The sequence below is a fragment of the Streptococcus sp. 27098_8_148 genome, from assembly GCF_041432105.1.
GTDB classification, from domain to species: domain Bacteria; phylum Bacillota; class Bacilli; order Lactobacillales; family Streptococcaceae; genus Streptococcus; species Streptococcus parasanguinis_AE.
Genome location: NZ_JAPVYY010000005.1, coordinates 66,947 through 80,610 on the forward strand (window position 1 = coordinate 66,947; position 13,664 = coordinate 80,610).

General features: G+C 44.1%; 7 protein-coding genes and 1 pseudogene. All 8 read left to right on the top strand.

Annotation, left to right across the window (positions count from 1 at the left end; all coding sequences use genetic code 11):
- Positions 1-8: 8 nt before the first annotated feature.
- The 8 genes and pseudogenes from O3646_RS05650 (at position 9) to O3646_RS05685 (ending at position 13,619) form a co-directional block, all read left to right on the top strand.
- The gene (locus O3646_RS05650; RefSeq protein WP_371610656.1) at positions 9-1,391 is read left to right on the top strand and encodes a TrkH family potassium uptake protein; all 1,383 of its coding nucleotides are present in this window, start codon (positions 9-11) and stop codon (positions 1,389-1,391) included.
- Between the two features lie 9 nt (positions 1,392-1,400).
- Complete coding sequence (locus O3646_RS05655) at positions 1,401-2,066, top strand: TrkA family potassium uptake protein (protein WP_371610657.1); 666 nt, start codon at positions 1,401-1,403, stop codon at positions 2,064-2,066.
- A gap of 353 nt (positions 2,067-2,419) precedes the next feature.
- Positions 2,420-2,515 (top strand): annotated as a pseudogene (locus O3646_RS05660) (CPBP family intramembrane glutamate endopeptidase); the annotation flags it as partial.
- Between the two features lie 120 nt (positions 2,516-2,635).
- Complete coding sequence (locus tag O3646_RS05665; protein WP_371610658.1) at positions 2,636-4,867, top strand: TIM-barrel domain-containing protein; 2,232 nt, start codon at positions 2,636-2,638, stop codon at positions 4,865-4,867.
- 68 nt (positions 4,868-4,935) lie between these two features.
- The gene (locus O3646_RS05670) at positions 4,936-6,543 is read left to right on the top strand and encodes an alpha-glucosidase (protein ID WP_371610659.1); all 1,608 of its coding nucleotides are present in this window, start codon (positions 4,936-4,938) and stop codon (positions 6,541-6,543) included.
- A 768-nt stretch (positions 6,544-7,311) separates the two neighbouring features.
- Positions 7,312-9,561: a 5-methyltetrahydropteroyltriglutamate--homocysteine S-methyltransferase gene (metE, locus tag O3646_RS05675; protein ID WP_070588691.1), complete on the top strand. Its 2,250-nt coding sequence runs from the start codon at positions 7,312-7,314 to the stop codon at positions 9,559-9,561.
- Between the two features lie 113 nt (positions 9,562-9,674).
- The gene (metF, locus tag O3646_RS05680) at positions 9,675-10,550 is read left to right on the top strand and encodes a methylenetetrahydrofolate reductase [NAD(P)H] (protein ID WP_371610660.1); all 876 of its coding nucleotides are present in this window, start codon (positions 9,675-9,677) and stop codon (positions 10,548-10,550) included.
- Positions 10,551-10,682: 132 nt separating this feature from the next.
- A complete protein-coding gene (locus tag O3646_RS05685; protein WP_371610661.1) occupies positions 10,683-13,619 on the top strand; it encodes an AAA family ATPase in 2,937 nt (978 codons plus the stop codon).
- Positions 13,620-13,664 lie beyond the last annotated feature (45 nt).

A 13,664-nucleotide genomic window follows, 5' to 3' on the forward strand; every position in this document is an offset into this window, starting at 1 on the left:
ATGAAGTTATGTTAGTCAAATCATATTTTAAACGATGGCAGTCCAAGATCAAAGGTCTGTCTCCAGCAAGGCGGATCTTTTTCAGCTTTGCCTTGGTTATCCTGATGGGCTCGCTCTTACTGAGTTTGCCCTTTGTCCAGCAAGTAAGCTCAACAGCAGGCTACATCGACCACCTCTTTACCGCGGTCTCTATGGTCTGTGTGACAGGGCTCTTTACCCAGTCGGTGGCTTCGACCTATAATGGCTGGGGGCAATTGATTTGTATGCTCTTGATTCAGATTGGAGGCCTAGGGATTTTGACCTTTATTGGTCTCTTCTTTATGGAAAGCCGCCAAAAGCTCAGTTTCAAGGACCGGCAGACTATTCGGGACAGCTTTAGCTTTAGCAATAATCAAAGCTTGACCCGTTTTGTGCGCTCTATTTTCATTACCACCTTTACCATCGAAGGACTGGGAGCCTTGTTCCTCATGATTCGCTTCATTCCTCGCTTCGGCTGGGGCCATGGAATCTTTAACTCTATCTTTGTCGCGGTTTCCGCCTTTTGTAATGCGGGCTTTGATAATTTTGGGGGCGATAGTATGATGAGCTTCCAGACCGATTGGTTGGTCAATCTGACCTTGTCTGCCCTTATTATTACAGGGGGTTTGGGCTTTATGGTTTGGTTTGACCTGGTCACCAAGGCCCGTAACCAATCCGGACGACGGACTCTTCGCTTTCACACCAAGGTGGTTCTCTGGTTAACAGCTGCGATTCTCCTCTTTGGGACAGTAACCAGCCTCTTGACCGAGTTTAATAATCCGGCAACCATTGGGTCCCTGCCATTGGGAGAGAAGGTCTTGGTCAGCTTTTTCCAAACTGTCAGCATGCGGACGGCCGGTTTTGCCTCCTTAGATTATACAGCAGTTCGGCCAGTGACACTTTTTATCTATCTCTTGCAGATGTTTCTAGGTGGCGCACCTGGTGGGACAGCAGGGGGCATGAAAATTACGACATTCCTGGTCTTAGTTCTTTTGGCTCGCAAGGAATTACTTGGATTACCACATACCAATTTGGGTAAGCGCACCATCGCACCAGACTTGGTCCAACGCTCTTTGGGGACGGCAGTGATTTTCCAGTTGACTTTTCTCCTTGGACTCTTTGGCCTTTGTCTCGTGACTCCGGATGGTCAACGCTTTTTGTACCTGGTCTTTGAGGTAGTATCGGCTCTAGCGACAGTGGGCGTGACAGCCAATGTGACCTCAACCTTAAATGGAGCAGGGCTGGGGATCATCATGGTGCTTATGTTTATCGGTCGGATCGGCCCCTTGACCCTCATGGTCAGTTTGAAAAATTACAAAGCTAAGAAGGCAGATGCCTTGCAATATGCTAAAGCAGACATCATTATCGGATAGGAGAAACTCATGGCGAATCGAACCATTGGAATTTTAGGATTAGGAATTTTTGGACAGAGTGTCCTGAAAACTCTGCAGGACCAGGATGTGGATATTGTTGCAATTGATGATCACGAAGATGTGATTAATCAGTATGAATCCATGATTACAACTGGAATTGTTGGAGACATTACGGAGTTGGACCTCTTGGATGCAGCAGATATTGGGAACTGTGACACAGTCGTGATCGCGACGGGTGAAAATCTGGAGTCCAGTGTGCTGGCGGTGATGCACTGTAAGGCGCTTGGAGTCGAGCACGTCATTGCCAAGGTCAAAAATGAAGTGACCAAAGAAATTCTGGAAAAGATTGGGGCTGATTTGGTCATCCTGCCAGAGGTAGAAGCAGGCATGTCCCTCGCTAAAATGATTCTTTTCCAACACCGGATTGAAGTTTTCCAGTTGGATGAAGAAGTGGTAGTAGTCGAGTTTACGGTTCCATCCAGCTGGGTAGGAAAAAGCCTTCAGGACTTAGCTGTCAGAGAGGAGTACCATCTCAACATTATTGGTTATCGAGATGCGGAAGATCAACCGCTTCATATTCAGATTGCTCCCGACTTTATCTGGCCAGCTGAGGTACGCGTGATGGCGGTGACAGACAACCAGTATCTGGATAGAATTCAAGACTTGTTAGACTAATCGTGTAATTGAGAGTGGGACAGAAATCGGTAATTCATTAGAATTCGATTTCGTCGTCCCACCGCCGCACAGTTGAGTAGGGCTGTAAAAGCTGATGAAATCAGCGTAGTAGAGCCCACTCAACCACTGCGTCTTGCTCGACAATCCAAAAACAATTAAGAGGCTAGGACTTTTGTCCCAGTCTCAGAATGTTGATCACCTATTTTTTAACTAAAATAGGTGAAATGATTCTGCAGAAATATGATTTTTAATTTTAACTCCGCAGACGCCCTCTGTATCTTAATTTAGTCATGGAACTTCCTGGATTGCTGAAATCATCCACTGGATAATTTCACCTAACGTCCGTCCTCAAGGTCGTCAAGAATCTCTTGCCATTTTTCCTCATGCATGCCTTGGCAGATATGTTTGGATCGAGTCTCATGTATCTCTTGATCCATTGGGGAAGTTGATCTTATAAAATTTTAGGAAAGGCTTTGTCAGGTGTTGACAGGCCTTTTTTTGAGTGCTATAGTAAAATCGTAAACGCTTACACAGTGAGGCGAAGCAGATAAAAAGCGGAGGAAAGACAAATGACAGGATCAGTGATACAGGGAGAGAATTACCGAATCTCCGTATTAACGGAATCTTTGGTGCGCTTGGAATACTCAGAGGATGGTGTTTTTGAGGATGGTCAGACGCAAGTTGTGCAAAATCGTGATTTTGGACCTGTAGCCTGTGAGGTCGTAGAGACAGAAGAGGTCCTCGATCTGCATACGGAGCATCTCCACCTCCATTTTGAAAAGGGACCTTTTACACCGGATCGGCTTTTTATCGAGCTCAAGGGTCAGTATGCAGTCTATGGTAGCCGGTGGCACTATGGAGATCAGCCTGAGACCTTGAAAGGGACCAGTCGGACGCTTGACGAGGTCGATGGAGCTATGGAGTTGGAAGATGGGATCTTGAGCAAGGCCGGCTATGCTCTTTTGGACGATTCCAATTCCTACTTGTATGATGACGAAAGCGGCTTTAGAGCACGGTCCTATCCAGAAGTGGATCTGTATTTCTTCGGTTATGGGCGCGATTATCTAGGTGCCTTAAAAGATTTTTACCATCTGACAGGACAGCCCCCACTCTTGCCACGTTATGCTCTGGGCAACTGGTGGAGCCGGTATTGGCCTTATACCAGTCAGGAGTACACAGATTTGATGGATCGCTTCAAAGCAGAAGGGGTGCCTCTAGCGGTCAGTGTGATCGATATGGATTGGCACAAGACGGCGATTCCTGCTCGCTTTGGAAGTGGTTGGACGGGCTATAGTTGGAACCGGGACTTGATCCCTGATCCAGCTGCCTTCTTACATGGTCTTCATGAGCGTGGTTTAAAGGTGACCTTAAATGTCCATCCAGCAGATGGCATTCGCGCCTTCGAAGATGCTTACCCCATGGTCGCAAAACGCTTGGGATTAGATGCGGAAAAAGAAGAAGCGGCTAGCTTTGACTTTTACAGTCCAGCCTTTCGCGAAGCTTATTTCGAAGATGTCCACCATCCCTTGGAAAATCAAGGAGTCGACTTTTGGTGGATTGATTGGCAACAGGGAAGTCATGGCAAGATGGATCCCCTTTGGTTGTTAAATCACTATCATTATCTAGACAATTGCCGAAAAGGCCAAGCTGGTCTCATCTTATCGCGTTATGGGGGTCCTGGCAGCCACCGGTATCCGATCGGTTTTTCAGGGGATACCATTGTGACTTGGGAATCCCTAGCCTTTCAACCCTATTTTACCAGCACAGCTTCAAATATCGGTTATACGTGGTGGAGTCATGATATCGGTGGCCATATGCGGGGCTACTATGATGAAGACTTGGCTCTTCGCTGGTTGCAGTTTGGGGTTTTTAGCCCGATCAATCGTCTTCATAGTTCTTGTAATGCCTTTAACAGCAAGGAACCGTGGTTTTACTCGCCTGAGACCTGTCGCTTGATGAAGCAGTATTTGCGCCTGCGCCATAGCTTACTGCCTTATCTCTACACCATGAATGTGGCGACGCACGAAGAAGGGCTGCCTTTGGTTCAACCCCTCTATTACCACTATCCAAATGAAGAAGAGGCTTATGAAGCGAAGAATCAATATTTCTTTGGTAGTGAACTCATGGTGGCACCAATTACCGAAGCGCTGGATCCTGTCTTTCATAGTGCTTCTGTGAGTGTTTGGTTCCCAGACGGCGTTTGGTACGATTTCTTCCATGACTGGAAGTATGAAGGAAGAGGCAAGCTCACGATCTTTAGGACCAGCCAGGATATTCCAGTCTTTGCACGTGCGGGAGCTATCATCCCTATGGATGCACAAGCACAGACAGGAGTGGACCTTCCAGAAATGCTGGACTGGCATCTTTTCCCAGGTGACAATCGTTCCTTCGTACTCGTTGAAGGAGAAGGAGATAACAAGGTTGAAACCCGCCTAACTGTCAATTGGGATGAAAGAAAGATTAAGCTGGATTTAACAGGTGATCGAACGCTGCTTCCTGAAAAGAGACAGCACCGTTTCTTCCTCCATACCTTTGAGACAGCTCCTATTTTAGTGGATAATCAAAGTCAAGAAATTGCGATGGGTGAGCTGCAATCGCATCCTATTGCCAAAGAAGATCGGATGTTTGAGCTCTTAAAATCTGCCAACCTGGCCTACGATAGGAAAAACGAATTATTTGCGGCTTGTTCAAGAGCGAAGGATTGGAAACAGTTGATGAAGGTCATCACACCTTTGGAGGAAGGCTTGCGCCAACGTCTCTTTGAAGTGATTTATTCCAGTGAAGAGGGAGAAGACTTGTAAACTCTTGCAATTTCACCCCTATTTTTGTATGATGAAAGTGATTTCACAATCATAAAGGAGAAGAAAAAATGGAACAAAAATGGTGGCATAACGCCGTAATTTACCAAGTTTATCCAAAAAGTTTCAAGGATAGTAATGGCGATGGCATCGGGGATCTCAAGGGGATCACGAGCAAGCTAGACTATCTGGAAAAGCTAGGGATTACAGCCATCTGGCTCTCACCAGTCTACAAGAGTCCCATGGATGATAACGGCTATGACATCTCGGATTACGAGGATATTGCCTCCATCTTTGGTACCATGGAAGATATGGAAGAATTGATCGCAGAAGGTCAGAAACGCAAGATCAAAATCATCATGGACTTGGTAGTCAACCATACCTCTGATGAGCATGCTTGGTTTATCGAGGCGCGTGAACATCCAGAAAGTCCAAAGCGGGATTTCTATATTTGGCGCGATGAGCCTAATGGCATTATGTCTGCTTTTAGTGGCTCTGCTTGGGAGTTTGATGAAGCTTCAGGTCAATACTACCTGCATAACTTTAGTAAGAAGCAACCAGATCTCAACTGGGAAAATGAGGAACTCCGTCATCAGATCTATGACATGATGAATTTCTGGATTGACAAGGGAATTGGTGGTTTCCGTATGGATGTGATCGATATGATCGGTAAGATCCCAGATCAGGAAATCATCAGCAATGGTCCCATGCTCCATCCTTACTTGAAGGAAATGAATCAAGCTACCTTTGGTGATAAGGATCTGCTTACAGTAGGAGAAACTTGGGGGGCGACTCCAGAGATTGCCAAGCAATACTCCAATCCAAAAAATCAAGAATTGTCCATGGTTTTCCAATTTGAACACATCGGCCTTCAATACCAACCGGGTCAACCAAAGTGGCACTACGCTAAGGAATTGGATGTGCCTAAATTGAAGGAAATTTTCACCAAGTGGCAGACGGAATTGGGAGAAGAGGAAGGCTGGAATTCCCTCTTTTGGAACAACCATGATTTGCCACGGATTGTGTCCACTTGGGGGGATGATGGGGACTATCGTGTCAAATCTGCCAAGGCTTTAGCGATTCTGCTTCACTTGATGAAGGGAACTCCTTATATCTATCAAGGGGAAGAAATCGGGATGACCAATTATCCATTTAAGAGCCTTGAGGACGTAGAAGATATCGAGTCGATCAACTATGCTCATGAAGCCTTAGAAAAAGGCGTGCCGCTCGAAGTGATCATGGATCAAATTCGCCATATTGGTCGGGACAATGCACGGACACCGATGCAGTGGAATGATGAAGTAGAAGCCGGCTTTACGACAGGCCGTCCATGGCTTGCGGTCAACCCAAACTACAAAGAGATCAATGTGGAGGCTGCCCTAGCAGATCCAGACTCTATTTTCTATACCTACCAAGCCCTCATTGCTTTGAGAAAAGAACACCCTTGGCTTGTGACTGCTGATTATGAATTGGTGGATGCAGCAGACAAGGTTTTTGCCTACAAGCGGGTAGAAGGAGAGCAAGCCTATCTGGTGGTTGTCAATCTCTCCAGTCAAGAGCAAGACTTACCGCTCGTTAATGGGGTTGAAGAGGTTCTCATCGCCAATACCAAGGTAGAACAAGTCCTCGAATCAGGCAAGTTGGCCCCTTGGGATGCCTTCTGTGTTAAATTAGCCTAATGAGGCAAATGAAAAAATAGGGGAAATTACTTCCTCGTAGAAGCAGGTCTTTCTCAGCAGAGAAGGACTGTCAGAATGAGGACGAAGTCATCTAAAAAACTTTCCTTAGGTGAGTACGGACGTCAGCGAACTTCTACGAAGTTCCAAGACTAAATCAAGATACTAAGGGCGTCTGCGGATAAAGTCAAAATAGGAAGTTTGACGCAGAATCTTTTGATTCTAGAAAAACTTATCTTTTTGACACAATCCGCAGCCCGTGTTCAATTTTTATTGAGCCCCTTCGCTCTTTAATTTCTGGGCTCAGGCTAAAACAGTTTCCCAAACTGTTTTACTCTCAAAACTCCCGAGTGCTAGAAACAATAGTGTTTCTAGCACTTTTCTCACGGCGGAAAGTTTCACTAGATGATAGAATCATTCTAACGAATACATTTTTATAGAATTTCTTAGATTTGTAAACAGAAGCAATTTGTTTATGCTTGCACAGGTCTTTCTCAGTAGAGAAGGCCTTCTTTAGTTTTTAGGGGCTGTTCTTCTAGCAGAATCCGCTCAAAAATCCGCTTAAAATCCGCTCAAAAATGGTTTTGGGGATGCTTGGGTTATAGGAAATATTTATAAGAAGTCCTAGTTTTTGATTTTGATTTCTGCTCTCAAGGCCTATTAAATCTGTGTTATAGTTTTTGGCTATATCAAAATTCGTGTAAAAGCAATTATACAAGACGGCTATCTTCTGATATGATAGTGTCAATTAGAATTTTTGGAGGACACAACATGTCAACTACAATTATCGGTTTCCCACGTTTGGGTGAATTCCGTGAATTAAAATTTACAACTGAAAAATACTTTAGAAAAGAAATCTCAGCAGACGAGCTCTTGGTAGCTGCTAAAGACTTGCGCGCAAAACACTGGAACATTGTTAAAGAACAAGGCATCTCAGAGATTCCTTCAAATGACTTCTCACACTACGACAATTTCCTTGATGCGGCCTTCCTTTTCAACGTCGTGCCTGCATCTGTTCAAAACTTGGATTTGACAGACCTTGAACAATACTTCGCTTTGGCGCGTGGTTACCAAGGTGAAAAAGGGGATGTCCGTGCCCTTCCAATGAAAAAATGGTTTAACACCAACTACCATTACATCGTTCCTAAATTTGAAAAAGCGACAGAAGTGAAATTGGCTGGTCACAAGATTTTTGATGAGTACCAAGAAGCCAAAGAATTGGGGATCAACACTCGTCCAGTAGTGGTTGGACCATTCACTTTCCTTCAATTATCTGACTTTGAAGATGGTGTGAAAGCTGAAGACTTCGTCGACAGCTTGGTTGCTGCTTACCAAGAAGTCTTTGCCAAATTGGCTGAGCTTGGTGCGACTCGTATTCAACTCGATGAGCCAGCTCTTGTCAAAGATTTGTCAGCTGAAGAAAAAGCTCTCTTCTTGAACCTCTACAACAAACTCTTGGCTGACAAGAAAGGCCTTGAAGTCTTGATCCAAACTTACTTTGGTGATGTTCGTGATGTCTACAATGATCTTGTGAACTTGCCAGTAGATGGTATTGGTCTTGACTTTGTTGAAGGCAAGAAAACACTTGAACTCGTTAAAGGTGGCTTCCCAGCTGATAAGACCCTTTATGCAGGTATTGTGAATGGGAAAAACATCTGGCGCAACAACTATGAAAAGAGTTTGGAAATCTTGGATCAAGTTCCAGCTGAAAAGGTTGTCTTGACGACTTCTTGCTCCCTTCTTCATGTGCCATTTACAACGGCTAACGAAGATTTTGAACCAGCTATTTTGAACCACTTCGCCTTTGCAGTTGAAAAATTGGGTGAATTGCGTGACTTGGATGCCATCCGCAATGGTCAAGGGGCAGAAGCTCTTGCTGCCAACAAAGAACTCTTTGCAACAGAACGCGTTGGAGCAAATGCTGAACTTCATGCTCGTATCGCAGCTTTGACAGAAGCAGACTACACTCGTTTGCCAGCTTTCGCAGAACGTGAAGAAATCCAAAAAGAAGCCTTCAAGCTTCCAGCACTTCCAACAACTACCATCGGTTCATTCCCTCAAACTAAGGAAGTACGTGCCAAACGTTTGGCCTTCCGTAAGGGTGAATTGACACAAGAAGAATACGATGCCTTCCTTGCTGAAACGATCGACGAATGGATCAAATGGCAAGAAGAAGTTGGATTTGACGTACTTGTACACGGTGAATTCGAGCGGAACGATATGGTTGAGTACTTCGGTCAAAACTTGTCTGGTTACCTCTTCTCTAAAAACGGTTGGGTACAATCATACGGTATGCGTGGGGTGAAACCACCAATCATCTGGGGAGATGTGACTCGTCTCAACCCAATCACTGTGAAATGGTCTAGCTACGCACAAAGCCGTACAGACAAACCTGTTAAAGGGATGTTGACTGGACCTGTTACCATTCTTAACTGGTCATTCCCACGTGAAGACATCTCTATCAAGGATTCTACTCTTCAAATCGCTCTTGCCATCAAGGATGAAGTTCTTGACCTTGAAGCTGCAGGCGTGAAGATCATCCAAATCGACGAGGCTGCTCTTCGTGAAAAATTGCCACTCCGTCGTAGCGACTGGTACGAAGACTACCTTGACTGGGCGATTCCAGCCTTCCGTTTGGTACACTCAACTGTAGCACCAGACACCCAAATCCACACTCACATGTGTTACTCAGAATTTACAGATATCATCCCAGCTATCGACAACTTGGATGCTGACGTCATCTCATTTGAGGCAAGCCGTTCAAACCTTGAAATCTTGGATGAGTTGAAAGCAAAAAACTTCCAAACAGAAGTTGGACCTGGGGTTTACGATATCCACTCACCACGTGTCCCACAAGACGGTGAAATTGATCATACCATCGAAGCAATCTTGGCAAAAGTACCAAGTGGCAAAGTTTGGATCAACCCTGACTGTGGTTTGAAGACTCGTGGAATTAAAGAAACAAAAGAAAGCTTGATCAAACTCGTTAATGCTGCTAAAGAAGCGCGTGAACACTTGTAAGAAATGTTTCGAGGACCTTCTATCATCGTGTAGAGGGTTTTCGAATCGTTCCCTTATCTTAGAAATAGTGGCTCAGAGTTCTTGATCAAAGAAACAAAAGAAAAGGATAGAATATGTCACAACACACACCGTCTCTGTCATTTGAAGTTTTTCCTCCAAATCCTGAAGTAGGCAATGCCAAACTCTTACGTGCTTTGGCAAATATGCAGGAGCTAGCTCCTCACTTTATTAGTGTGACCGCTAGCAATAATAAATACAATATCAAAGAGACGACGGTTGCTTTAGCCAATTACATTCAAAATGAATTGTCTATTCCGACGATTGCTCACTTGCCAGCCGTCTATTTGAGCAAGGAAAAAGTGGCCGATACTCTTCATGAGTTAGATGAAGTAGGGGTTCATCGGATTTTGGCTCTGCGTGGGGATATTATTCCTGGTGTGGAACCTTTAAAAGACTTTCGTTATGCAACGGACTTGATTGAATTTATTAAAACAGAAGCTCCTCACTTTGATGTGATTGGTGCTTGTTACCCAGAAGGTCACCCAGATTCTCCAAATCAAATTTCAGATATTCAAAATCTGAAAAAGAAAGTGGATGCTGGATGTTCGAGCCTAGTGACTCAACTTTTCTTTGACAATGAGCGTTTCTATGATTTTCAAGATAAGTGTACTTTAGCTGGGATCAATGTTCCTATTCATGCAGGAGTGATGCCAATTCTTAACAGAAACCAGGCCCTTCGTCTCCTCAAAACTTGTGAAAATGTTCATATCCCACGGAAGTTTAAAGCCATTTTAGACAAGTATGAGCATGATCCAGAATCTCTTCGCGCAGCTGGCTTGGCTTATGCAGTCGATCAAATCGTTGATTTGGTTACTCAAGATGTGGCAGGTGTCCATCTTTACACCATGAACAATGAAGATGTCGCTTACCACGTCTACCAAGCAACAAAGGCCTTATTTGCTCATCAACCGAATTTTGAAGTGAATTAATCAACACTTTTAGTAGGAAGTGTAGAGATTGAGAAAGAATAGTTCTCAGTCTCTTTTTATTCGGGTCAATCACTTGCTAAAAACCAACTTTTTTTTTATAGTATTAATATGAAGTTTTTGGAGGCGCTTGCAATGAAAAAAGAGCTTAAGCTGAAATTATTTGGACCCCCTAAGGTTGTTTTTAATCAGAAAGATATTCGTTTTTCTTTTTCGAAGATGGAGGCCTTACTTTATTATTTAGCGGTCATGGGCCAGGTAAACCGTGATGAAATCGCCGGTATTCTTTGGGGAGCTAAGGAAAACCAAGTAGCCCGCAAAAACTTACGGAATACGGTTTACCAAGCCAATAAAATCTTTGAGGGAGATATCATTGTCTCTCCAAACCGGAGCAGTTTGGCTCTTAATCCTGATTTGAGTCTTTCTTTGGATGTCCAGTTCTTTGAAAGAGATCCACTAAGTGCCTTGGATCTATATCGGGGAGACTTTTTAGAGGGCTTCTATGTCAAAGATGATGAAGAATTTGATCAGTGGGCTTCTCGCAAACGGGATGCTTATAGGAAGCTCTATGTCGAAAGCTGCTATCAAAAAATTAAAAAGGTCGGTTTCGGAGATCCTAGTATAGAACTCTTGCTCCATCATTTGGTAGAGCTGGATGAATTTGAAGAGAAAAACTACCAGCTCTTGATGGAGTATTATAGTTTCCATCACCAGTTAGGAAAATTTTTCGAGACCTATTATAAACTTGTCGATTTATTGGATCGCGAGCTCAGTGTGCGTCCCAGTCGAGCGATTGAGGAACTTTATCACTCCGTTTTGGAAGCCAAACGAACTCATAAACTGACCAATCGCTTGAATATCCGTGAACTTTCCTTTTTTGGCCGGAAACAAGAACTCTCGCAACTCGAGGAATACCTTTCCTTAGTCGAGACGGGTGAAGCAGTAGGTCCTTTTCTCGTGATGGGACAATCTGGGACAGGTAAGAAACGTCTGTTACGACAGTTGGTCTTGATGTCCAATCGCAGTTTTAACTTTATCAAGGTGGAAGGAAAAGCTACCAGTCAGCGCTATGAAGGAAGCACCTGGAATGATCTCAAACAAGCTCTAGAGAAAATGGGGGATGAGATGGGGATTCCATTTCTGGAAGGGGAGGATGACCTCATTTCAGTGTGGAATCAGCTTCAAGGCCTTAGCAAAGAAAAACCGCTCCTGATTCTTCTTGAAAATGCCCAGTGGATCGATGCAGTGTCTCTAGAAAAAGTGAAACAACTAGAAGAGCGAAGAAATCAGGAAAAATGGCAACTAATTTTTACAGCGGAAGAGCCCCTACCAGCTTTCTTTGTCAACTTCTTGGGGGGCTTGAAGGTAGAGAAACGCTTGTCTCAACTAGAGTTGACCAATTTTGAACCAAGTGAAAGTCGTGCTCTCTTGAAAGGGGAACTGGGAGCAATAGAGCCGGCCGTGATAGAGCAGATGGTCGAATGGAGTGAGGGCAGTCCGTTCTTCCTGTCCAGCTATATCGAAGAGTGGAAAGAAAATGAAAATTTAGAGCCCTTGCCGGATATCATCCAAGCTTATCTTTCTCAGGAACTTGGAGATATGAGCAGTGAAGAAGAAGCTCTTCTTCACTACTTATCTTGTTTTCATAAGCCAATCTCCCTGTCTATCTTGGCAGAATTGACGGCTACAGAGCTTCCTGTTTTGACAGAATTAATCGAGCCTTTATCTGAAAGAGCGATCGTCTCAATCGTAGAAGAAGGAGAGGCTCTCATGGTTCAATTCTGCAAGCAATTGGTAGCCATGTACTTTTACCATCTTCTTTCGCCAGCTAGACGGCGGCTCTTCCACCAACAAATTGCGCAAAAATTGGAAGAAACTTTAGAAGATTCGACGGACCTTCTTCTTTATAAGGAAATTGCCTACCAATACAAACAATCCCAAAATCTTTTGCGTTCCATATCTTTTGAGTTGACCTATTTAGAAGAAATCCTTCAGCTGGAGCATGAGCTGTTTCCGATTTATTCCAAGGTAGATGAGGGGTTCCTATCAGATGGTACAAATAGCCATTTGGACATTTTTGGAGAGCTATCCCGCATTCGCCAAGAATTAGATAACCTCTTTTCAAGGCACCAAAGAGATAGAGAATACAAGCATTTACAACTGCGTTACTTGTACCTAGAAGGTCGCTATTTTATTCGAAGTGGGGAGTATCAAAAGGGGATTCATGATATCCAAAAAGTCATCTCCTATGCGCGGGAACTCAAGCAATCCGACTTCCTCTTAGAGGGTTATCGGCAAATCATTTATTATTGCATTCAAACGGAAAATATCTCTGAGATGGCCTATTATACAGATTTAGCTTTAGAAGATGCCATCCAAGCTAATAATCATGAGGTCATCGCGATCCAGTTGCGTTTGAAGGGCTTGTATCACCTGATGGTTGGGGATGAGGAGCAGGCAACCCGGCATCTGTATCGCTCTATTGATTGCTTTAGTTTGACCAATAGCATGCAGGCCAAGTATGCCATTCAAATTGCAGCTTCTTTGGCCTACCTCGCTGAAATCGAGCAAGTGAGAGGGCATTTCCAAGTAGCGGTCACCCACTTAGAAGAGGTTCTGCGTTTGGTGGGAGATCAAGCTGTTGATTCCGTCCGCGTCGTCTTTGATATTGATCTTGGGATCGCCTATTATTGGAAGGGAGATTTGATTCAAGCTCGCCTCTGTTTTGACAGAGCTCAGAAGATTTTGTCCAGTGTTCGTTTCCCTTGGAAGGAAGAGTTGCTCGAATTTTACCAATCTTTAATTGCTTGCCAGCAAGGGGATCAGGAGAAGGTTGCGGCTTATCTGGCTCGAAAAGAAAGGACGATGAAACAATCTGCCAATTCACGGGATAAGGGGATGGTTCATTATCTATTAGCTTACTTATCTGATCAAAAGGAGAAAGGAATAGAGCTCGCTCCTGCCCTGAGCACCTTCTTAAAAGAAGATAAAAATTACTACAAAAAGGTGGCAGAGCAACACTTGAATCCATACAGAGATCGTCAGTTTCTTAAGAAATTAAAAGACCTGTAGTGTCTCTTATCTAAATCATAAGAGAAGGCTAAGAGGCCATGCCTC

Bases quoted from the DNA above. Each gene is read 5' to 3' on its own strand.
- metF (WP_371610660.1), top strand. From the start codon at position 9,675: ATGTCACAACACACACCGTCTCTGTCATTTGAAGTTTTTCCTCCAAAT.
- O3646_RS05655 (WP_371610657.1), top strand. From the start codon at position 1,401: ATGGCGAATCGAACCATTGGAATTTTAGGATTAGGAATTTTTGGACAG.
- O3646_RS05665 (WP_371610658.1), top strand. From the start codon at position 2,636: ATGACAGGATCAGTGATACAGGGAGAGAATTACCGAATCTCCGTATTA.
- metE (WP_070588691.1), top strand. From the start codon at position 7,312: ATGTCAACTACAATTATCGGTTTCCCACGTTTGGGTGAATTCCGTGAA.
- O3646_RS05670 (WP_371610659.1), top strand. From the start codon at position 4,936: ATGGAACAAAAATGGTGGCATAACGCCGTAATTTACCAAGTTTATCCA.
- O3646_RS05650 (WP_371610656.1), top strand. From the start codon at position 9: ATGTTAGTCAAATCATATTTTAAACGATGGCAGTCCAAGATCAAAGGT.
- O3646_RS05685 (WP_371610661.1), top strand. From the start codon at position 10,683: ATGAAAAAAGAGCTTAAGCTGAAATTATTTGGACCCCCTAAGGTTGTT.